19 protein-coding genes are annotated in these 21,536 nt (G+C 71.6%); 12 read left to right on the top strand and 7 right to left on the bottom strand.

The window, feature by feature from the left end; translation table 11 throughout:
- Position 1: 1 nt before the first annotated feature.
- From AB0K18_RS07455 to AB0K18_RS07440, 4 genes are read right to left on the bottom strand one after another with little or no spacing between them, the layout of a single operon-like run.
- Positions 2 to 1,189, bottom strand: a complete 1,188-nt coding sequence (locus AB0K18_RS07455; RefSeq protein WP_364911209.1) for a glycosyltransferase — start codon at positions 1,187 to 1,189, stop codon at positions 2 to 4.
- Positions 1,186 to 2,256, bottom strand: coding sequence for a glycosyltransferase family 9 protein (locus AB0K18_RS07450; protein ID WP_364911207.1), 1,071 nt, complete (start codon positions 2,254 to 2,256; stop codon positions 1,186 to 1,188). Before AB0K18_RS07450 ends, AB0K18_RS07455 begins: the two co-directional genes overlap by 4 nt.
- Positions 2,253 to 3,263: a glycosyltransferase gene (locus tag AB0K18_RS07445; protein WP_364911205.1), complete on the bottom strand. Its 1,011-nt coding sequence runs from the start codon at positions 3,261 to 3,263 to the stop codon at positions 2,253 to 2,255. Before AB0K18_RS07445 ends, AB0K18_RS07450 begins: the two co-directional genes overlap by 4 nt.
- Positions 3,263 to 4,891 carry a carbamoyltransferase C-terminal domain-containing protein gene (locus AB0K18_RS07440; protein WP_364378264.1) on the bottom strand — a complete coding sequence of 543 codons (1,629 nt, stop codon included), beginning with the start codon at positions 4,889 to 4,891 and terminating at the stop codon, positions 3,263 to 3,265. The genes AB0K18_RS07445 and AB0K18_RS07440 overlap by 1 nt, the downstream gene beginning before the upstream one ends.
- Positions 4,892 to 5,073: 182 nt before the next feature.
- Here AB0K18_RS07440 and AB0K18_RS07435 point away from each other — a divergent pair, with 182 nt between their 5' ends.
- Genes AB0K18_RS07435 through AB0K18_RS07425 form a run of 3 tightly spaced genes read left to right on the top strand, consistent with a single transcriptional unit; the run spans position 5,074 to position 6,902 of the window.
- The gene (locus AB0K18_RS07435; protein WP_364911201.1) at positions 5,074 to 5,664 is read left to right on the top strand and encodes an HAD-IIIA family hydrolase; all 591 of its coding nucleotides are present in this window, start codon (positions 5,074 to 5,076) and stop codon (positions 5,662 to 5,664) included.
- Entirely contained in the window at positions 5,661 to 6,590 is a 930-nt protein-coding gene (locus AB0K18_RS07430; protein WP_364911198.1) for a glycosyltransferase, read from the top strand. The genes AB0K18_RS07435 and AB0K18_RS07430 overlap by 4 nt, the downstream gene beginning before the upstream one ends.
- Positions 6,591 to 6,620: 30 nt before the next feature.
- Positions 6,621 to 6,902, top strand: coding sequence for a WhiB family transcriptional regulator (locus AB0K18_RS07425; RefSeq protein WP_345385920.1), 282 nt, complete (start codon positions 6,621 to 6,623; stop codon positions 6,900 to 6,902).
- On the opposite strand, the gene AB0K18_RS07420 is transcribed toward AB0K18_RS07425, so the two are convergent.
- Positions 6,844 to 7,323: a peptide deformylase gene (locus tag AB0K18_RS07420; RefSeq protein WP_355430557.1), complete on the bottom strand. Its 480-nt coding sequence runs from the start codon at positions 7,321 to 7,323 to the stop codon at positions 6,844 to 6,846. The two genes, AB0K18_RS07425 and AB0K18_RS07420, sit on opposite strands and share 59 nt — an antisense overlap.
- 229 nt (positions 7,324 to 7,552) lie before the next feature.
- Here AB0K18_RS07420 and AB0K18_RS07415 point away from each other — a divergent pair, with 229 nt between their 5' ends.
- Positions 7,553 to 8,719, top strand: coding sequence for a uroporphyrinogen-III synthase (locus tag AB0K18_RS07415; RefSeq protein ID WP_364911195.1), 1,167 nt, complete (start codon positions 7,553 to 7,555; stop codon positions 8,717 to 8,719).
- A gap of 202 nt (positions 8,720 to 8,921) precedes the next feature.
- On the top strand, positions 8,922 to 9,644 hold the full coding sequence (locus tag AB0K18_RS07410; protein WP_364911193.1) for a sirohydrochlorin chelatase: 723 nt from the start codon (positions 8,922 to 8,924) through the stop codon (positions 9,642 to 9,644).
- Positions 9,645 to 9,721: 77 nt separating this feature from the next.
- Here the strand turns inward: AB0K18_RS07410 and AB0K18_RS07405 are convergent, their stop codons facing one another.
- Both AB0K18_RS07405 and AB0K18_RS07400 read right to left on the bottom strand, forming a co-directional pair.
- A complete protein-coding gene (locus tag AB0K18_RS07405) occupies positions 9,722 to 10,057 on the bottom strand; it encodes a TetR/AcrR family transcriptional regulator C-terminal domain-containing protein (RefSeq protein WP_364911190.1) in 336 nt (111 codons plus the stop codon).
- A gap of 367 nt (positions 10,058 to 10,424) precedes the next feature.
- Entirely contained in the window at positions 10,425 to 11,279 is an 855-nt protein-coding gene (locus AB0K18_RS07400; RefSeq protein WP_364378280.1) for a PAC2 family protein, read from the bottom strand.
- Between the two features lie 254 nt (positions 11,280 to 11,533).
- On the opposite strand from AB0K18_RS07400, the gene metH reads away from it, so the two are divergent.
- From metH to AB0K18_RS07365, 7 genes are all read left to right on the top strand, one after another.
- The gene (metH, locus tag AB0K18_RS07395) at positions 11,534 to 14,998 is read left to right on the top strand and encodes a methionine synthase (protein WP_364911186.1); all 3,465 of its coding nucleotides are present in this window, start codon (positions 11,534 to 11,536) and stop codon (positions 14,996 to 14,998) included.
- A gap of 103 nt (positions 14,999 to 15,101) precedes the next feature.
- The gene (locus tag AB0K18_RS07390) at positions 15,102 to 15,746 is read left to right on the top strand and encodes an HAD family phosphatase (protein WP_364911183.1); all 645 of its coding nucleotides are present in this window, start codon (positions 15,102 to 15,104) and stop codon (positions 15,744 to 15,746) included.
- A 100-nt stretch (positions 15,747 to 15,846) separates the two neighbouring features.
- Positions 15,847 to 16,356 (top strand): cellulose synthase, encoded by a 510-nt coding sequence (locus AB0K18_RS07385; RefSeq protein WP_364911180.1) that lies wholly within the window; start codon positions 15,847 to 15,849, stop codon positions 16,354 to 16,356.
- A gap of 237 nt (positions 16,357 to 16,593) precedes the next feature.
- A complete protein-coding gene (locus AB0K18_RS07380) occupies positions 16,594 to 17,586 on the top strand; it encodes an ABC transporter permease (RefSeq protein ID WP_364911177.1) in 993 nt (330 codons plus the stop codon).
- A gap of 50 nt (positions 17,587 to 17,636) precedes the next feature.
- Positions 17,637 to 19,403 (top strand): ABC transporter substrate-binding protein, encoded by a 1,767-nt coding sequence (locus AB0K18_RS07375; RefSeq protein WP_364911175.1) that lies wholly within the window; start codon positions 17,637 to 17,639, stop codon positions 19,401 to 19,403.
- Between the two features lie 87 nt (positions 19,404 to 19,490).
- Entirely contained in the window at positions 19,491 to 20,504 is a 1,014-nt protein-coding gene (locus tag AB0K18_RS07370) for an ABC transporter permease (RefSeq protein ID WP_364911172.1), read from the top strand.
- The gene (locus tag AB0K18_RS07365) at positions 20,501 to 21,526 is read left to right on the top strand and encodes an ABC transporter ATP-binding protein (RefSeq protein WP_364911169.1); all 1,026 of its coding nucleotides are present in this window, start codon (positions 20,501 to 20,503) and stop codon (positions 21,524 to 21,526) included. Before AB0K18_RS07370 ends, AB0K18_RS07365 begins: the two co-directional genes overlap by 4 nt.
- Positions 21,527 to 21,536 lie beyond the last annotated feature (10 nt).

Genomic DNA, 21,536 nt, shown 5'->3' with positions numbered 1-21,536 from the left:
ATCAACCCCCTAGGACGGCCAGCCGGCCGACCTTGCCGTCGATGACCTGCGTGTACACGGCCTCCGTGAGCTCGGCCACGCGCGGCCAGCCGTAGCGCTCGCGGGCCCGGCGGGCGCCGGCCGCGCCGAGCTCCGCGCGCCGCCGCGGGTCGCCGAGCACGTCCTTGAGCGCCCTTGCCAGGGCACGGGGCCTGCGCGGCGGCACCAGCACGCCGCAGCCCGCCACCGTGTCGAGGTGGCCGCCGACCGCCGAGGCCACGACGGGCACCCCGCACGCCATCGCCTCGACGGGCACCATGCCGAACGGCTCGTACCAGGGCACGGTGACCACGACGTCGGCCGCGCGCATCAGCGCGGGCACGTGCCGCCTGGGCACGCTGCCGATGACGTGCACGCGGTGGCCCATGCCGTAGCCGTCGGCCAGGTCCCTGAGCCTGGCCGCCTCCTCGTCGCCCGGCCCGCCGCCGGCGATCACCAGCTCGGCGTCGGGGAGCTGGCGCATCGCCCTGATCAGCGTGTCCACGCCCTTGCGCGCCACCATGCGGCCGATGCTCAGCACCATCGGCCCGTCCGTGCGCGGCGCCACGGGCCCGTCAGGGCGGAACGCCTCCAGGTCGACCCCGCACGGGACGACCGAGACGCGCTGCTCCGGGATGCCCATCGCGCACAGCTCGCTCACCTCGTCGCTGCAGGTGGCGAGCACCGCGTCGGCCCGCTTGCCGATCTCGCGCTCGGTGTCGATCCGGTGCGCGGGGCTGGTGTCCGCCTCGCCCTGCCAGCGCCGCTTGACGGTGCCGAGCGCGTGGAACGTCTGCACCACCGGCAGCCCGCCGGCCGCCTGCAGCGCCGCCTGGCCGCTCATCCAGAAGTGCGCGTGCACGACGTCCGGCGGGCGCGCCGCCCACCGCTCGGCCAGGCGTTCGGTGAACTCCGGCATGTACGGGGGCAGCTCGTCCTTCGGCACGGGGGCCGCCGGGCCGGCGGTGACGTACTCGACCGTGACGCCGGGCGCCAGGCGCACGGAGCCGGGTTGCTCCTCGGAGGAGCGCCGGGTGTGCACGGTGACCGTGTGCCCGCGCTCGGCGAGGGCGACGGCCAGCGCGGCGACGTAGACGTTCTGGCCGCCGGAGTCGACGCCGCCGACCACCGCCAGCGGGTCCGCGTGCTCCGAGATGAGATCGACCTTCACTGCGTCAGCTCCCTCACTGCCTTGACCACCTGCTCACTCGTCACCTGGGACAGGCACGGGTGCCCCGGCACCGGGCAGACGCGCGCCCTGCTTCCGCGGCAGGGCGCGTGCTGGTCGCCCAGCACGACGGAGGGCACGCCGTACGGGGCCCACCGCACCAGCGGGACCACGGGGGCGAACAGGCTCACGACCGGCGTACCGACCGCCGCGGCCAGGTGCGCGGGACCGGTGTTCCCGGCCACGAGCACGCCGGCGCGCTCGATGACGGCGGCCAGTTCCGCGAAGGTGGTCACTCCGCCCAGGTCGGCCGCGACGTCGTCGGCCACGTAGGCGGTGAGGTCACGTTCTGTGCCGGTCACGACGACCCGGTGCCCGTCCTCGGCCAGCTCCCGCACCGTCTGACGGTGCCGTTCCGCGGGCCAGGTACGGGCGGGCGCCGAGGTCCCCGGGTGCACCACGACATACGCGCCTTCACCGGCATCGGCGGCGGCGCCTAGCAAGTGCCCTGTTTCCGGGCGGATATCCGGCAATGGCCGCCGAACTGCGAGAACGCCGTCATCGTCTGGTGGCAGCGTGAATCCGGCCGCCCGGGCGACCGCGAGCATGCGTTCGGCCTCCGGGACGTCCACGCTCTCGTCCACGACGTGCCGCACGTCCAGCAGCGCGCCGGGGTAGTCGTTGCTGATCGCGGTGATCCTGGCCACCCCGGCCAGCCTGAGCAGCAGCGCCAGCGGCAGCGCCGACTGGTGGAACGAGGTGAGCAGCACCGCCTCGTCCACGTCCCCGACGCGGCCGATCAGGTCCTCGATCTGGTCCCTGGTGACGGGCGGCGGCGTGTGGTCGATCCACGGGGCGTGCCAGGTCTCCACCCGGTCCACGCCGGGCAGCAGCTCGGCCGCCGCCCTGCCGTTCGGGCCGGCCAGGAAGACCACCTCGGCGGCTCGCGTACGCACGGCGCGCACGGCGGGCCCGGCCAGCAGCACGTCACCGGCATCGTCAAGCCGCGCCACCAGCACCCGCCCCCGATCGGGTCCTGGGTCTGGTCCGCGGTCTGCGGGACCTGTCATCGCCGCACTCTCCATTCCCCCCGCAACCGGTGCGCGCAGGCGACCGGCGGGATCAGCACGCTGGTGACGGCCATCCGCAGCACCTCACCCGGCGTACGCGGGCCCGGCGCGATCCGCCGCCAGGCGAACTCGGCGGTCAGCGCGGCCCACACCGCACCGGCTGCGAGCGCCGCGATTCCTACGCCCGAGCCCACGCCCACGCCTCTGCGGCGGGCGCCGCCGCTCCTGACCGCGCCGGCGGCACGCGCCCGGCCGGCGCCGGTGGCGGCGGTCGCGATGCCCAGCACGGCGGCTGTGAGGCCGGCGGCGGTCGTGGCGGCGTGCAGGCGCAGCCGTCCGGGCGCGCCGCCGATCGCCGCCCGCCAGCCGGGCCCGTGCAGCCGCCGCATGAGCGCGTCGTCGGCGTTGCCCCGCTGGAAGCGCACGCTCGCCCAGAACCCGTCGTCACGGACGGGATGCCTGGTCACCCGGTCGCCCTTGACCAGCCGGTGCCCGGCCCGCGACACCCGCAGCGCGAGATCGGCGTCCTCCCGGTAGGCGCGCGGGAACCGCTCGTCGAAACCGCCCATGGCCTGCAGCACCTCGCGCCGGTACGCCATGTCGGCCGTCACCCACAGCGCGCCCGACAGCCCGGCGGTGTGCCGCTCGGCGTCGGTCGGCCTGCGCCGCACGGGCCGCGGCACCCGGATCCTGCCCTGGCTGCCCGCCACCTCGGGCGGCAGGTCCACCAGGTCCTTCCAGACCGCCTGCGCCCACCCGGAGGCGGGGATCACGTCGTCGTCCAGGAAGACCACCCACGGCGTGTCGGCGGCCCGCCAGCCCGCGTTGCGCGCCGCCGCGGGCCCGCGCCCGCCCGAGCGCACCACCCGTACGTGCGCCGGAACGTGCAGCGCCCCGGGATCGCCGCGACGATCGTCCACCACGACCACCGGCACGTCGGAGCCCACGGCGGCGAGCGTCTCGCGCAGCGTGGCCCGCCCGACGGTGGGGATCACCACGGTGAACATCAGCCGAACACCTCCCCGCGCCGCACCAGGTAGGGCCCGAGCGCCAGCACGTCCACGGGCGCGGACCCGAAGCACTCCAGCGCGTCGCGCGGGTCGTCCACCATCGGCCGACCGGCGGTGTTGAGGCTCGTGTTGACCACCACGGGCAGCCCCGTCCGCGCCTCGAACTCGCTCAGCACCCGTGCCATCAGCGGCTGCCGCTCGGGCGAGACGGTCTGGATGCGGGCGGTCCCGTCCACGTGCACGACCGCGGGGATGCGCGCCGCCCAGTCCGGGTGCACGTCGTGCACGAACAGCATGTACGGCGACGGCACAGGCCCCCGCCCGAAGATCTCCCGCGCCCGCGACTCCAGCACCATCGGCGCGACGGGACGGAACTGCTCGCGCCCCTTGACGTCGTTGAGCCGCTCGGTGTTGCGCGGATCGCCCGGATGCGCCAGCAAGGATCGGTGCCCGAGGGCCCGCGGCCCGTACTCGGAGCGGCCCTGGAACCAGGCCACGATCCGGTCGGCGGCCAGCTCGGCCGCCACCGCCGCGCCCAGGTCGGCCGGCCGCGTGTACGGCACCCGCGCCACGTCCAGCCACGCCCCCAGCTCCTCGTCGGTGAAGCCGCGCCCCAGGGCGGGGCAGCTCATGGGCGCGGCCGGTTCGCCGTAGACCTGCGCCAGGTGCAGCGCCCCGCCCAGCGCGGTGCCCGAGTCGCCGGCGGCCGGCTGCACCCACACCTCGTCGAACGGTCCCTCGTCCAGCAGCCGCGTGTTGGCCACGCAGTTGAGCGCCACCCCGCCGGCCAGCGCCAGCCGCCGCTCCCCGGTCCGCTCGTGCAGCCAGCGCACCAGCTCCAGCAGCACCTCCTCCAGCCGGGCCTGCACGCTGGCGGCCAGGTCGGCGTGGTCGGAGGTCCAGGGAGTGCCCTTCTTCAGCGCCTTGGCGTAGACGTTCCAGTCGACCGGCTCGACGCGGAACCCGCCGTCGCCGGTCGTGTAGATCACCTCGCGCAGCGCCTCCAGGTGGCGGGGGCGGCCGTAGGAGGCCATCGCCATCACCTTGTACTCGTCGCTGGAGCGCAGGAAGCCGAGGTGCTGGGTGACGTCCTCGTACATCAGGCCGAGCGAGTGCGGCAGCTCCTGGGTGGCGAGGATCTCGAGCTCGCCGCCCCGGTAGCGGCCGGCGAGGTGGGAGACGTTCTCGCCGCGCCCGTCGCACACCAGCACCGCGCAGTCGCGCCACGGCGAGGCGAGGCCCGCCGAGGCCGCGTGCGCGACGTGGTGCGGCACGTAGCTGACCTGCCCGGGGTCCAGGCCCGGCAGCGCTGTGGCGAGGAAGGCGGGTGCCCGGACGGCGTACCGGGTGCGCAGGTCCTCCCAGTCGCCCTCCGGCCGCTGGACCACCAGCGAAGGGTCGTAGGAGTAGGCGACGGCGTCGATGTCCTCGGGCGACAGGCCCGCCTCGCTCAGGCACCAGGCGGCGGCCAGCTCGGGCAGCTCCCAGGCGGAGAAGGCGAGCGGTCTCTTGCCGTGCTTGCGGCGGCTGAAGCGTTCCTCTTCGGCCGCGGCCACGATCCTCCCGTCGGCCACGAGCGCGGCGGCCGGGTCGTGGAAGATCGCGTTGATGCCGAGAAATCTCATGCTTCCTCCCCCTGAGGATGTCGAGAACCGCTACCGAGAGAAGCGGCCCTCAAACCTGACGCCACCCCGAACAGGCTCGGAAGCGGCTAAAACGGGCGTGGCCGCCTGGGGTTGCTCACGGTGAGTAGTTGTTTGCCTGGCCGGGCCCCGGGTAGCTGCCGGGCACGCGACGGAGGTGAACGGTGTTCGAAAAGCGGCGTCCCGGGGCCGTGCTCTTCGACCGGGACGGAACCTTGATCAGGGACGTGCCCTACAACGGCGACCCCGGCCTGGTCGAACCCATGCCGGGCGCGGTGGAGGCGCTGGGGCGGCTGAGACAGGCCGACGTGCCGGTGGCCGTGGTCACCAACCAGTCGGGCGTCGCCAAGGGCCTGCTGTCGCCGGACGAGATGGACCAGGTGAACGCCAAGGTGGAGGAGCTGCTCGGCCCGTTCGACGCGTGGGCGATCTGCGTGCACGACGACGCCGACGGCTGCACCTGCCGCAAGCCCGCCCCCGGCCTGGTGATCAGGGCCGCCGCGGTGCTCGACGTCAGCCCGCGCGACTGCGTGGTCGTCGGCGACATCGGCCGCGACATGGAGGCGGCCAGGGCCGCGGGGGCCAGGGGCATCCTCGTGCCCACCGAGCAGACCCTGGAGGAGGAGATCGAGCGGGCGCCCGAGGTCGCCGGCGACCTGAGCGACGTCGTCGAGCGCGTACTGAGCGGTGCTGAGGACCCGGTGCCCGCCGTCTCGGCCCCCTGGGCCCGCGCCATGGGCTGGAGCCGCTGGTGAAGATCCTCCTCTGGCACGTTCACGGCTCGTGGACCAGCGCGTTCATCCGCGGGTCGCACGAGTACCTGCTCCCGCTCGTCCCCGGCCGTGGTCCCGATGGCCGGGGGCGGGCGGCCACGTACGACTGGCCGGACAGCGCCCGCGAGGTGCCCTGGGACCGGCTGCGCGACGAGCAGGTGGACGCCGTCGTCTACCAGCGCCCGTACGAGATCGACCTGGCCCGCGACTGGCTCGGCCCGCGCGTCTCCCGCCTGCCCGCCGTCTACGTCGAGCACAACACCCCCGCGGGCGACGTGCCCCGCACCCGCCACCCGCTGGCGGACCAGAGCGACGTCACGCTCGTGCACGTCACCCACTTCAACGAGCTCTACTGGGACAACGGCCGCGCCCCCACCCGCGTCATCGAGCACGGCGTCCCCAACCCGGGACACCTCTACAGCGGCGAGCTGGCCAGGGCCGGCGTCGTCGTCAACGAGCCGGTGCGCCGTACCCGCGTCGCCGGCACCGACCTGCTGCCGCGCTTCGCCGAGCGGGTGCCGCTCGACGTGTTCGGCATGAAGGTGGACGGGCTGCCCTACGGCACGTACGAGGACCTGCCCCAGCACGTCATGCACGCCGAGCTGGCCAAGCGGCGCGTCTACCTGCACCCCTACCGCTGGACCTCGCTCGGCCTCGCCCTCATCGAGGCCATGACGCTCGGCATGCCGGTCGTCGCGCTGGCCGCCACCGAGGCGATCGAGGCGGTGCCGCCCGAGGCCGGCGTGCTGTCGACCAAGGTGCACGTGCTGGCCGACGCGCTGGCCGAGTTCGCCGGGGATCCCGAGCGGGCGAGCCAGGCAGGGAAGGCCGCCAGGGCCGCCGCCCTGGCCCGCTACGGACTGGACCGCTTCCTACGGGACTGGGACCGCCTGCTCAGCGAGGTATGACGCCCTGAGGCATGGGTAGGCGCGAGGAGCATGATGATGATGCTCGACTGGACACGCAGAGCAGCCTGCCTGGACCTCGACCCCGAGCTGTTCTTCCCGATCTCGATGGAGGGGCCGAGCCAGTCGCAGGCCGACCGGGCCAAGCGGGTGTGCGCCCGCTGCCCCGTACGCGAACCATGCCTGGCATACGCCCTGGACACCCGGCAGGCGTACGGCGTGTGGGGCGGCACCGACCCCGGGCAGCGGCGCGAGCTCAGCTTGGCAGAGCCGCGAGAAAACGTTCCCGCTCGTCCGCTTCGAGGTGGTCACTGAACAGCACGCCGTCGAGGTGGTCGGTCTCGTGCTGGAGCACCCGCGCCAGCGTGCCGAGCGCCCTGACGGTGACGGGCTTGCCGAACATGTCACGGCCACGCGCGGTGACCATGTAGGAACGTTCCAGTGGCCACCACACGCCAGGCGCCGACAGGCACGCCTCATCGGCCGTCACCCGCCGCTGTGACAACTCCAGCCTCGGGTTGACCAGGTGGCCCGACTTGCCGTCGTAGTCGTAGACCACCACGCGTACCGGCTCGCCGAGCTGCGGGGCCGCCAGCCCGGCCCGCCCCGCGCCCGCCCGCAGCGTCGCCGTCAGCGACTTCACCAGCCGGCGCAGCTCCCGATCGAAATCCTTGACCGGCTCGGCGACCGTGCGCAGCACCGGATCGCCGAACATGCGAATAGGCAGGACCGTCACCCGCGACTCCCCGATAGGCGGCCTCGTCACGGAGAACGTTTCCCCCGCCCGCGCCGGGCCAATCACGCCACCGCAGCCTTGTAGCACAGCGGTAACAGAGGAGACCCCCGGGCGAAACCACCCGAAAGCAGTATCGGAGGGTGATCTCACTTGCGTCACACGCACCTGTGATGCCTGGCCGGGTGCTCGGGGCCCGGCCAGGCGTCCCCGACTATCTGGAGGTGCACGCATGAGCGCGCTTCCCCTGGAGGGCGGCTCGTCACCGGAGACGGCGCCCGACGCGCTGGCGGGCTTCACCGTCGGCGTGACCGCGACGAGACGGCGCGAGGAGTTCGGCGCCCTGCTGGAGCGCCGCGGCGCCCGCGTGGTCAGCGCCCCCGCGATCCGCCTCGTCCCCCTCGCCGAGGACGCCGACCTGCTCGCCGCCACCCGGCAGAGCCTGCGGGCCCCGCTCGACGACGTGGTCGTCACCACCGGTGTCGGCTTCCGCGGCTGGATGGCCGCCGCCGAGGGCTGGGGCCTGTCCGCCGAGCTCGGCGAGCACCTCGCCGGCGCCCGCCTGCTCACCCGCGGCCCCAAGGCCAGGGGAGCGGTGCGCGCGGCCGGGCTCAACGACCACTGGACCCCCTCGACCGAGTCCTGCCAGGAGGTCAAGGAACACCTCCTCGCCCAGGACCTGCGCGGGCGGCGTATCGCCGTCCAGCAGCACGGCGAGCCGCTGCGCGACTTCGTCGCCGACCTGCGCGCCGCCGGGGCCGAAGTGATCGAGATCCCGGTCTACCGGTGGTTGCCGTACCGCGACATCTCGCCGCTGCGCCGCCTCATCAGCCAGACCGTCTCAGGCTCGGTGGACGCGGTGGCCTTCACCAGCGCGCCCGCCGTGCACGCCATGCTGAACGCCGCCCGCGCCGACGGGCTCGAAGAGGCGCTGCTCGCCGCGTTCGGCGGCTCGGTCGTGGCGGCCTGCGTCGGCCCCGTCACCGCCGACCCGCTCGCCTCGCGCGGCGTGCCCACCCTGCAGCCCGACCGCTCCCGGCTCGGCGCGCTCGCCCGCGCCCTGGCCAGGCACCTGCCCGAGCACGGCGTCACCCGGCTCGTCGCGGGCGGCCACCGGCTGGAGATCCGCGGCCACGCCGTGGTCGTGGACGGCGAGCTGCGGCCCCTGCCGCCGGCGCCGATGGCGGTGCTCAAGCGCCTGGCCGACAAGCCGGGCCACGTGGTGTCGCGGGCCGACCTGCGTACGGTGCTGCCGGGCAGCGTCGCCCGCGACTCGGCCGAGCACGCCGTGGAGATGGCCATCACCCGGCTGCGCCGCGCGCTCGGGCCCGGCGGCATCGTCGAGACCGTCGTCAAGCGCGGCTACCGGCTCGCCTGCCTGTACGAGGCCGGCCTTTGACCCTCGCACCGCCTGCCCCAGCCCGTCCCAGGCCGCCGACCCCCGCCACCGGTCCCGCTCGGACCGGGCCTCCAACCCTCCGACCGCCCGCCACCGGGCCCGCCACCGGGCCCACCCGCGGTGGGTGGCCGTCGATGACCTCTGCAGACCCGCACACCGAGGAGTTCCGCATGCCGTGGCCCGTTCCCGCAGGAGCCGGCCGATGACCCCCACGCTCGTCCTGGCCGCCCACGGCACCCGCGACCCCGCGGGGGAGCGGACGCTGGCCGCGCTGGCGGAGACCGCCAGGACCGCACGCCCAGGGACCCGCGTGGAGCTCAGCTACCTGGAGCTCAGCTCGCCGCTGCTGGCGCAGGTGCTGCCCGCCGTGCGCGGGCCGGTGGTCGTCGTGCCGCTGCTGCTGGCCGGCGGCTACCACGTGCACGTCGACCTGCCCCGCGTCGTCGCCGAGCACCGGCCGGACGCGGTGGTGGCCCGCTGGCTCGGCCCGCACCGGCTGCTCACCTCGGCGCTGGCGCGCAAACTGGCCCGCGCGGGCCTGCGCGCCACAGACGCGGTGCTGCTCGGCGCGGCCGGCTCGTCCGACCCGGCGGCGCTGGCCGACGTGCGCACCGCCGCGCACCAGCTCGCCGTGCGGCTGGCCCGCCCGGTGACCGCCGCGTTCGCCTCGGCGGGCACGCCGTCGCTGGACGAGGCCATGGAACGGCTCGCCTCGACCCCGGCCGCGCGGGTGGCGATCGCCTCGTACGTGCTCGCGCCGGGTTTCTTCCACAACCGGCTGACCTCGGTGGCCGCGGGCCGTACCGCGGCGGTGGTCAGCGAGCCGCTGGGCGCCGACCTCGACGTGGCGGCGCTGATCTGGCACCGCTACGACCAGGCCGTAAGCCGCTCGGCCGCCATGCCCCGCACCCTGCGCCGCGCATGACGCAAAAGGGCCGGACGAGGCTGTACGCCGCTCCGCCGCCACGCCCCGCACCCTGCGCCGGCATGACGGAGAAGAGGTCAGACGGGGTCGAGGCGCAGCTCGCGGACGATCTCGCGAGCGGTGGCGTCCCTGGACGGCGCGGCGTCGGCGCCGACGAACATCTCGATGTAGGCCCGGTGGAAGCAGCCCGCGACCAGCAGCCGCGCGCTCGCCTCCGGGTCGACGTCGGCCCTGATGCGGCCCAGCCGCTGCTCGGCCGCCAGGTACGCGGCCAGCGGCGTGGTCTCCGTACGCGGCCCGAGCTCGGTCTCCTTGATGGCCTGCCGGAAGCGTACGGTGACGTTGGGCGAGGTGAAGGCCGGCAGCGCGGCGCTCTGGACGTCGATGTAATAGTCGATGCCCGCCCGCGCCACAGGCAGAAGATTGTCGGAAACAGACCCTTTTCCTGCGCGATGGGCTAAATCATGAAGAATGCTCAACCAGAGGGGAAGCCGATCCTGGAGCAGCGCGAGGAAGTGGTCCACCGAGCCGCCGGCACGGTCCTCCCTGAGCGAGACGGCCATCTCGAGGATGCGCCGCCGGGTGTCCTGGCTCCTCTGGTGCGGGTCAACATGGGATGTCGCCATGGCATGCCTAACGTGCGCGGTCGGAGGATGTAGGCATCACGTGCGAAGCCGGAGTTTTCGGCCGGCTGAATCTGGAGTCCCGGCTTGTCGGGATCTGGTGGTCCCCGATTATTACCTGAAAACGAAAAAATTGGGCAGATTTACTACCTGATAGTTAGCTGTCCGTGTCGCGATCTCTACGTCGCAGGTAGCGCTCGAACTCGGCCGCGATCGCGTCGCCGCTGGCCTCGGGCAGCTCGGCGGCGTCCTTGCGCTCCTCGAGCTCCTTGACGTATTCGGCCACCTCGCTGTCCTGCGAGGCCAGCTCGTCGACGCCGCGCTCCCACGCCCTGGCCTCCTCGTCGAGGTCGCCCAGCGGCATCGGGATCTCCAGGACGTCCTCCAGCCGGCGCAGCAGCGCCAGCGTCGCCTTGGGGTTGGGCGGCTGCGCGACGTAGTGGGGCACCGACGCCCACAGCGAGATCGCGTCGAGCCCCGCCTTGCCGAACGCGTGCTGCAGCACGCCCACGATGCCGGTCGGGCCCTCGTAGCGGCTCAGCTCCAGCCCCGTCGAGCGGGCCAGCCCCTCGGTGGTGGCGCCGCCGAGAATCGGCACGGGCCTGGTGTGCGGCGAGTCGTTGAGCAGCGCGCCGAGCATGACCGCCAGCTCGATGCCGAGCTCGCGGCAGACGTAGATGATGTCGTCGCAGAACGAGCGCCAGCGCATGTTGGGCTCGATGCCGCGCAGCAGCACCACGTCGCGCTCGACGCCCGGCGGCCGCGCGCGCAGCAGCCGCGTCGTCGGCCACACGATCGACTGGGCCAGCCCGTCGGTCATCTCCACCACGGGCCTGGTGACCTGGAAGTCGTAGTAGTCGTCGGGGTCGAGCGCCACCAGCGGCTCCGCCTTCCAGGCCGACTCGAGATGGGCGATCACGCCGCTGGAAGCCTCACCCGCGTCGTTCCACCCCTCGAACGCGGCGATGAGCACCGGGTCGACGAGCTCGGGGAGCCCTTCGAGCTCTATCACGTGTCGCCTCCACTTCCCTTCGTCCCGCTAAGCCTATGCGGTGAGGAGGCATCGCCGTCACCGATCTCCCCCCTAATGCCGCCCTGCCCCGTTCGCGACCCGCGAACGCGCCCCGCAAGACAACGATCACGAAACGCCGGGGATGAACCGCCGCACCTCGCCGACGCCGTCCCTACAGGGCCTCAGGCCCTGTCCTGCATGCGGTCGAGCGGCGTGCGAGCGGCGTTCGAAGCCCACCCGATAAGCTGAACCTCATGAGCATCTCCCCGTCCTTCCGAGAAGTGTTGTCCCAGCGCGTCATCGTGGCCGACGGGGCGATGGGCACGATGCTCCAGGCCCAGGACCCCACGCTCGACGACTTCCACGGGCACGAGGGCTGCAACGAGGTGCTCAACGTCACCCGCCCCGACATCGTGCGCGGCGTCCACGACGCCTACTTCGCGGTCGGCGTCGACTGCGTCGAGACCAACACCTTCGGCGCCAACCTCGCCGCGCTCGGCGAATACGACATCTCCGACCGCGTCTTCGAATACTCCGAAGCCGGCGCCCGCATCGCCCGCGAGGCCGCCGACCACTGGGCCACCCCCGACCAGCCGCGCTTCGTGCTCGGCTCCATGGGCCCGGGCACCAAGCTGCCGACGCTCGGCCACCTGCCCTACGCGAGCCTGCGCGACGCCTACCGCGACAACGCGGCCGGCCTGATCGCCGGCGGTGCCGACGCGCTCATCATCGAGACCTGCCAGGACCTGCTCCAGGTCAAGGCCGCCGTGGTCGGCGCGAAGCGGGCCATCGAGGCGGCCGGCCGCGACATCCCGATCATCGCCCAGGTCACCATCGAGACCAACGGCGCCATGCTGCTCGGCTCCGAGATCGGCGCCGCGCTCACCGCGATCGAGCCGCTCGGCGTCGACATCGTCGGGCTCAACTGCGCGACCGGCCCCGCCGAGATGAGCGAGCACCTGCGCTACCTCGCCCGCCACTCCAGGCTCAAGCTGTCCTGCATGCCCAACGCCGGCCTGCCGGTGCTGACCGCCGACGGCGCCTACTACCCGCTGAGCGCGCAGGAGCTGGCCGAGGCCCATCAGACCTTCACCCGCGACTACGGCCTGTCGCTGGTGGGCGGCTGCTGCGGCACCACGCCCGAGCACCTGCGCCAGGTGGTCGAGAAGGTGCGCGGCAAGCAGCCCGCCACGCGCCGGCCACGCCCCGAGCCCGGCGCCTCCTCGCTCTACCAGACCGTCCCGTTCCGCCAGGACACCTCCTACCTCGCCATCGGCGAGCGCTGCAACACCAACGGCTCCAAGGCATTCCGCGAGGCCATGCTGGCCGGCCGCTGGGACGACTGCGTCGAGATGGCCCGCGACCAGGCCCGCGACGGCGCCCACATGCTCGACCTGTGCGTCGACTACGTCGGCCGCGACGGCGTGACCGACATGAAGGAGCTGGCCTTCCGCTTCGCCACCGCCTCCACGCTGCCGATCATGCTCGACTCCACCGAGCCCGCGGTGCTGCAGGCCGGTCTCGAGATGCTGGGCGGGCGCGCCGCGGTCAACTCCGTCAACTACGAGGACGGCGACGGCCCCGACTCCCGCTTCCAGAAGATCATGCGGCTGGTCCGCGAGCACGGCGCCGCCGTGGTCGCCCTCACCATCGACGAGGAGGGCCAGGCCCGCACCGCCGACCACAAGGTGCGGGTGGCCACCCGCCTGGTCGAAGACCTCACCGGCACCTGGGGCATGCGGGTCGAGGACATCATCGTCGACTGCCTGACCTTCCCCATCGCCACCGGCCAGGAGGAGACCAGGCGCGACGGCCTGGAGACCATCGAGGCGATCCGCGAGCTCAAGCGCCGCTACCCGGGCGTGCAGACCACGCTGGGCCTGTCCAACATCAGCTTCGGCCTCAACCCGGCCGCCCGCATGGTGCTCAACTCGGTGTTCCTCAACGAGTGCGTCAACGCGGGGCTCGACTCCGCCATCGTCCACGCCTCCAAGATCCTGCCGATGGCGCGGATCCCCGACGAGCAGCGCCAGGTCGCCCTCGACATGGTCTACGACCGCCGCCGCGAGGGCTACGACCCGCTGCAGCGCTTCATGGACCTGTTCGAAGGGGTCGACGCCGCCGCCATGCGCGCCGGCAAGGCCGAGGAGCTGGCCGCGCTGCCGCTGTGGGAGCGGCTCAAGCGGCGCATCATCGACGGCGAGCGCAAGGGCCTCGAGGCCGACCTCGACACCGCGCTCGACCAGCGGCCCGCCCTGGAGATCATCAACGACGTGCTGCTCGACGGCATGAAGACGGTCGGCGAGCTGTTCGGCTCGGGGCAGATGCAGCTGCCGTTCGTGCTGCAGTCGGCCGAGGTGATGAAGGCCGCCGTCGCCTACCTCGAGCCCCACATGGACCGCGTCGAGGGCGAGACCAAGGGCCGCATCGTGCTGGCCACCGTCAAGGGCGACGTCCACGACATCGGCAAGAACCTCGTCGACATCATCCTGTCCAACAACGGCTACCAGGTCGTCAACCTCGGCATCAAGCAGCCGGTCTCGGCCATCATCGAGGCGGCCGACGAGCAGAAGGCCGACGTCATCGGCATGTCGGGCCTGCTGGTGAAGTCGACGGTCATCATGAAGGAGAACCTGGAGGAGATGAACTCCAGGGGCTTGTCGCAGCGCTACCCCGTGCTGCTCGGCGGGGCCGCGCTCACCCGCGCCTACGTCGAGCAGGACCTCGCCGAGCTGTTCGAGGGCGAGGTGCGCTACGCCCGCGACGCGTTCGAGGGGCTGCGGCTGATGGACGCGTTCATGGCGGTCAAGCGCGGCGAGGCGGGCGCGACGCTGCCGCCGCTGCGCGAGCGGCGCGTCAAGACCGGCGCCACGCTCGTCCGCACGCCCGTCGAGGAGCTGCCGGCCCGCTCCGACGTCGCCGCGGACAACCCGGTGCCGCGCGCGCCCTTCCACGGCGACCGCCTGGTCAAGGGCATCTCGCTGACCGACTACGCCGCCTTCCTCGACGAGCGTGCGCTGTTCCTCGGCCAGTGGGGCCTCAAGCCCACCAGGGGCGGCGATGGCCCCGGCTACGAGGAGCTGGTCGAGACCGAAGGCCGGCCGCGGCTGCGCATGTGGCTCGAGCGCATGCAGACCGAGGGCCTGCTGGAGGCGGCCGTCGTCTACGGCTACTTCCCGTGCGTCTCCGACGGCGACTCGCTGATCATCCTCGACGACGCGGGTGATGAGCGCACCCGCTTCACGTTCCCGCGCCAGCGCCGCGACCGCCACCTGTGCCTGTCCGACTTCTTCCGCCCGAAGGACAGCGGGGAGGTCGACGTCGTCGGCTTCCAGGTGGCCACCATGGGCGCGAAGATCTCCGAGGCCACGGCCGAGCTGTTCGCCAAGGACGCCTACCGCGACTACCTCGAGCTGCACGGCCTGTCGGTGCAGCTCACCGAGGCGCTGGCCGAATACTGGCACGCCCGGGTGCGCGCGGAGTGGGGCATCGGCGGCGACGAGTCGCTCGACGACATGCTCAAGGTCAACGTCCAGGGCTGCCGCTACTCCTTCGGCTACCCGGCCTGCCCCAACCTGGAGGACCAGAAGCAGCTGTTCGAGCTGCTCGACCCCGAGCGCATCGGGGTGACGCTGTCGGAGGAGTTCCAGCTCCACCCGGAGCAGGCCACCTCGGCGCTGGTCGCCCACCACCCCGAGGCGAAATACTTCAACGTCTGACCGCCCGGTCCCGCCGCGCGCCCGGCATCGGGCGGTTCGCCGTGCGCGCAGGGGCGGCAGCGTGACCCGGTGAGAACCGCCGACCGATCGGGGAGAGCACTTCATGGACGCCGTCTTCTTCGACATGGACGGCCTGCTGGTGGACAGCGAGCGCGTCTGGCTGGAGATCGAGACCGGGGTGATGGCCAGGCTCGGCGCCGCGTGGACGCCCGAGCACCAGGCCCACCTGGTGGGCGGCTCCATGGAGCGCACGGTCGACTACATGCTGGCGGTCTCGGGTGCCGAGGTGGCGCCGCAGGCCGTGCGGGAGTGGATGATCGACGGCATGGTGGCGCGCCTGCAGGACGGCGTGCCCGTCATGCCGGGCGCGTCCGAGCTGCTCGACGCGCTGCGCGACGAGGGGGTGCCGGTGGCGCTGGTCACCTCCTCGCTGCGGCCGATCGCCGACGCGGTGCTGAAGAGCGTCGGCAGGGAGCGGTTCGACCTGGTGGTGACGGCCGACGACGTCACCCGTACGAAGCCGGACCCGGAGCCCTACCTGACGGCCGCGCGGCGGCTCGGGGCCGAGCCGGTGCGCTGTGTGGTACTGGAGGACTCCCCGAACGGGGTGGCCGCGGCGACGGCGGCCGGCTGCGCGGTGGTGGCGGTGCCGAGCCTGCTGCCCGTCGAGCAGGCGCCGGGGCGGCTGGTGGTGACGTCCCTGAGGGACGTCAGGGTCGCGGACCTGAGGGCACTTCTGGGGCCGTAGGCACGTTCCCCTAAGGGAAAAGTGGTTCTCACGGAGGAGGCGCACGGGCCTTCGCGTGCCAGGATGGTAAAGCAAGAGCCACGGACTAGGGGGCGGCGAGATGGACACCTTCAACGCGATCGCCTGGCTGCCACTGTGCGCCGGTGTGACCATAGCTGGGCTGGTGCTGGCCTTCCTGGCGTTCCGGCGCCGGGGCGCGGCGGCCGGCATGCGGGTGACGGCATGGGCGCTGCTGCCGATGGCGGCCCTTCTCACGGACGCGCTGCAGTCGCTGTGGACGATCGGCACCACCGTGGTGGGCTTCGTGACGGGGCTGGTGTTCAAACCGACGGTGTGGGCGGGCGTGGCGCTGGCCGGGCTGTCGGTCGTGCTGTTCGTGGCGTCCGGGGTGATGCGCGGCAGGAGGCTGTCCTCGGGGCGGAAGAAGCCGGCCGCCGAGACGCCGGAAGCAGGCGCCGGAGCGGCGGGCCCGCAGGCCGCCCAGAAGCCGGCCCAGAAATCCGCCGGGGCGGCCAAGCCGAAGCCCGCCGTGGGCCAGAAGCCGGCGAGCAAGGGCGACGACGACTTCTCCGACATCGAGGAGCTCCTCAAGCGGCGCGGCATCAGCTGAACCGGACAGGCCGGGCGACTATGTCACGGTTCCGAGACGCAACCGGAACTCGCCCTAGACAATCCGTTCAAGATCAATACGAATGAGTTTCGCAACAATCACGGATTGGCCACATAGCGGCCTGAGGGACTAGTCAGCGCAGCTCAGGCCATAGATTCTGCCCCATGAGGTCGCGACAAGCGGTCTAGAGTCAGCACGCAATGACTGCGTCGTCTTGTCAGCAGGGGGCATTACGGAATGACCGCACCGCTCGACGTTCCCGGTTCAGCAGCCGAGGCGAACCCGGAGGCTGTCCTCGCCGGGACGGGCAAGGCCATCCAAGGCCGATCCCTCACCAGGATCGCCTGGATGCGGCTGCGCCGCGACAAGATCGCACTCACCGGCGGCATCATCGTCATCCTGCTGATCCTCGTCGCGATCTTCTCCTCGCCGATCATCTCCGTGTTCGGCCACCCGCCCCTGGAGTTCCACCAGGACGAGATCGACCCGAACACGCTGCTGCCCAAGGGCGCCTTCGGCGGCGTGGGCGGCGAATACCTGCTCGGGGTCGAGCCGGTCAACGGCCGCGACATCTTCAGCCGCATCGTCGCCGGCGCGTGGATCTCGCTGCTGATCGGCTTCGTGGCCACGCTGCTGTCGGTGATCATCGGCACCACGCTCGGCGTCATCGCCGGCTACTTCGGCGGCTGGGTCGACCAGATCATCGGCCGGCTCATGGACGTCTTCCTCGCCTTCCCGCTGCTGGTCTTCGCCATCGCGCTGGCCGGCGTCATCCCCGACGAGGGGTTCGGCCTGGAGGGCAACGGGCTGCGCATCGCCATGCTGATCTTCATCATCGGCTTCTTCAGCTGGCCCAGCATCGGCCGCATCGTGCGCGGCCAGACGCTGTCGCTGCGCGAGCGCGAGTTCGTCGACGCCGCCAAGAGCCTCGGCGCCCGCCACGGCTACATCCTCTTCCGCGAGATCCTGCCGAACCTGCTGGCGCCGATCCTGGTCTACGCGACCCTGCTCATCCCGACCAACATCCTCTTCGAGGCCGCGCTGTCGTTCCTCGGCGTCGGCGTCAGCCCGCCCACCCCGACCTGGGGTGGCATGCTGTCCGAGGCGGTCCGCTTCTACACACTGCCCCACTTCGTGCTCTTCCCGGGGCTGGCGATCTTCATCACGGTCCTGGCGTTCAACCTGTTCGGCGACGGACTGCGCGACGCCTTCGACCCACGGGCGCACTGAGTCCCGCCAACGCTTCATCCCCCGCATCTCACTCATCAAGGGGTTAGTCAATGAGAAGGAAACACGCACTGGCCGGAGCCGCGACAGCGGTCCTCGCCCTGGTGCTCTCCGCCTGTGGCGGCGGAGGTGGGAGTACCTCACAGCAGCCCGCCCAGTCGGCGTCAGGCGGTGCCGCGCAACCCGCGTTCAACGCCGCGCTCACCTCGGTCTACAACCCGTCCACGAAGAAGGGCGGGACGCTGAAGGCGGCCCACTCCTCCGACTGGGACAGCCTCGACCCGGGTGACACCTACTACGGCTACTCGTTCAACTTCGGCCGCTTCTACTGGCGGACGCTGACGATGTACAAGCCGGGTCCCGGCCCCGAGGGCAACACCGTCATCCCCGACCTGGCCGAAGGGCTCGGCGAGGCCAGCGACGGCGGCAAGACCTGGACGTACAAGCTGAAGAGCGGCCTGAAGTTCGAGGACGGCACCCCGATCACGGCCAAGGACGTGGCCTACGCGGTGGCGCGCTCCTACGACAAGGAGACCTTCGCGCACGGCCCCTCCTACCTCAACGAGCTGCTCGACTGGCCGAAGGACTTCAAGGGCGTCTACAAGAGCCCGGACGTCGACTACAAGTCCGCCGTCGAGGCCACCGACGACAGCACCGTCGTCTTCCACCTGAAGAAGCCGTTCGCGTCGATGGACTACATCGTCCAGATGCCGATGACGGCTCCGGTGCCGAAGGACAAGGACACGGGCGCCAAGTACAAGGAGCACGTCGTCTCCTCCGGCCCGTACAAGTTCGAGACCAACGAGATCGGCAAGCGCTTCACCCTGGTCCGCAACGACCAGTGGGACCCGGCGACCGACCCGAACAGGCCGGCCCTGCCGGACCGCATCGAGGTCCAGCTGAACGTCAACGCCGACGACCTCGACAACCAGCTGATCTCCGGCGACATCCACCTCGACATCCCCGGCACCGGCCTGCAGCCGGCCGCGCTGGGCAAGGTGCTGCCGGACCCGGCGCTCAAGGCCCGTACGGACAACCCGACGATCCCCAGGCTCTGGTACGTCTCGGTCATCCCGGACAACGCGCCGCTCGACAACATCGACTGCCGCAAGGCCGTGATGTTCGCCGCGGACCGCGTCGCCAACCAGACCGCCTACGGAGGCCCGCTGGCCGGTGGCGACATCGCCACCAACGTCATGCCGCCGCCCATCGTCGGCCAGGAGAAGTTCGACCTGTACGCCAGCCCCGAGAACAAGGGTGACGTCGAGAAGGCCAAGCAGGCTCTCACCGCCTGTGGCCAGCCGAACGGCTTCGAGACCACCATGGCGTTCCGCTCGGACCGTCCGCGTGAGAAGGCGCTGGCCGAGGCCATGCAGCAGGCCCTCGCCAAGGTGAACATCAAGCTCGACCTCAAGGGCTTCCCGGCCTCCAGCTACTTCTCCGACTATGCGGGTAACACCGACTACGTCAAGAGCAACAAGATCGGCCTTGCCACGCACGGCTGGGGCTCCGACTGGCCCGACGGCTACGGCTTCATGCAGGCCATCGTCGACAGCCGCACCATCCGCAAGGCCGGCAACTACAACCTCAGCGTCAAGAGCCCGGAGGTCGACAAGCTGATCGACCAGGCCTCCGCCGAGCTCGACGACACCGCCCGCGCCAAGCTGTGGGTCGAGGTCGACAAGAAGGTCATGGAGGACGCGTCCCTCCTGCCGGTCGTGTGGGCCAAGTCGCTGCTCATGCGCGGTCAGGGCGTGACGAACCTCGCCTACAACGAGGGCCAGAGCATGTACGACTACATCTTGCTCGGCGTCGAGTGACCAGGCGAGGTTCGGGGATCTAGCGAAGGCAGGTGAAGGCAGGAGTGGCCCGCCCGCCCCGGCGGGCGGGCCACTCGGCCGGTAGCGGTGGTCACATACATCATCAGGCGTCTGATCGGCGCGATCGCCATGCTCATATTGATCAGCATGGTCACGTTCGGCATCTTCTTCGTCGTGCCGCAGTGGGCCGGGGCGACACCCGAGGCCCTCGCGTCGCGCTACGTGGGCCGGGCGGCCACACCGGAGACCGTCCACCTGGTGGCCGAACGGCTCGGCTTCAACGACCCGGTCGTCGTGCAGTACGGCAGGTTCGTCAAGGGCCTGGTCGCCGGAGCCGAGTACGACTACGGCGCCGGCGTCGAGCAGTGCCCCGCGCCCTGCTTCGGCTACTCCTTCATCTCCGGCCAGCCCGTCTGGCCGGACCTGCTCGACCGCATGCCGACCACTTTCTCGCTGGCCATCGGCGCCGCCCTGCTGTGGGTGATCGGCGGCGTCGCCGTCGGCGTGCTGTCGGCCCTGCGAAGAGGCAGCTTCTTCGACCGGATCTCCATGGGCACCGCCCTGGCCGGCGTCTCGCTGCCCATCTTCTTCACCGGCATGATCTCCCTGGTCGTCTTCAGCTACGGCCTCGGCTGGACGCCGCCGGGCGGCGCCTGGACCGACTTCACCGTCAACCCGCTGCAATGGGCGTACAACCTGCTGCTGCCGTGGATCACGCTGGCGTTCCTGTTCGCCGCCACGTACGCCCGGCTCACCCGGGCGGGCATGCTGGAGACGATGGGCGAGGACTACATCCGCACCGCCAGAGCCAAGGGCCTGCGGGAGAACCAGGTGGTGGTCAAGCACGGCCTGCGCGCCGCGCTCACCCCGATCCTGACCCTGTTCGGCATCGACTTCGGCCTGCTCATCGGCGGCGCCGTGCTCACCGAGACCACCTATACTCTGCCCGGGCTCGGCCAGTTCGCCATCCTGGCGATCAGGAACCAGGACCTGCCGCAGGTCATGGGTGTCGTGCTCGTCGCCGCCGGATTCGTGGTGGTCGCGAGCCTGGTCGTCGACCTGCTGTACGCCGTGGTCGACCCGAGGGTGAGGTTGTCGTGAGCTTCCTTGACGTCAAGGACCTGAAGATCCACTTCCCGACCGACGACGGCCTGGTCCGCTCCGTCGACGGGCTGTCGTTCAGCGTCGAGAGGGGCAAGACCCTCGGCATCGTCGGCGAGTCGGGCTCCGGCAAGAGCGTGACCAGCCTCGGCGTGCTCGGCCTGCACAAGGGCGGCCGGGCCCGCCTCTCCGGCGAGATCTGGCTCGACGGCGAGGAGCTCATCGGCGCCTCCGCCGAGCACGTGCGCAAGCTGCGCGGCAAGAAGATGGCGATGATCTTCCAGGATCCGCTGTCGTCGATGCACCCCTTCTACACGGTCGGCCACCAGATCGTCGAGGCGTACCGGATCCACAACGACGTCTCCAAGCAGGTCGCCCGCAAGCACGCCGTCGACATGCTCGGCCGCGTCGGCATCCCCGAGCCGGCCAGGCGCGTCGACAGCTACCCGCACGAGTTCTCCGGCGGCATGCGCCAGCGCGCCATGATCGCCATGGCGCTGTCGTGCGACCCCGAGCTGCTCATCGCCGACGAGCCGACCACCGCGCTCGACGTGACCGTCCAGGCGCAGATCCTCGACCTGATGCGCGACCTGCAGCGCGAGTTCAACTCCGCGCTCATCGTCATCACCCACGACCTGGGCGTGGTCGCCGAGCTGTCCGACGACATCCTCGTCATGTACGCCGGCAAGTGCGTCGAGTACGGCACCACCGACGACGTCTTCTACCGCCCCGAGCACCCCTACACCTGGGGCCTGCTGGGCTCCATGCCGCGGCTCGACCGCGAGCCCACCGAGCGGCTGCTGCCGATCAAGGGCTCGCCGCCGTCCCTCATCAACGTGCCGCCGGGCTGCGCCTTCCACCCCCGATGCCCGTACTCCGAGCGCACCGCGGGCAAGGCCACGACCGAGGTGCCGGCCCTCGCCGAGACCGAGGGCGGCCACCTGGTGCGCTGCCACATGAGCAGGGACGAGCGGCAGAGCCTGTGGGTTAACGAGATCAAGCCAGTGCTGGAGACCCAGTGAGCGACAACGA

The organism is Nonomuraea sp. NPDC049421 (assembly GCF_040677005.1).
Lineage (GTDB): Bacteria > Actinomycetota > Actinomycetes > Streptosporangiales > Streptosporangiaceae > Nonomuraea > Nonomuraea salmonea.
The sequence above is the reverse complement of the archived record's forward strand: the minus strand, read 5'-3'. Positions and strand labels throughout refer to the sequence as shown.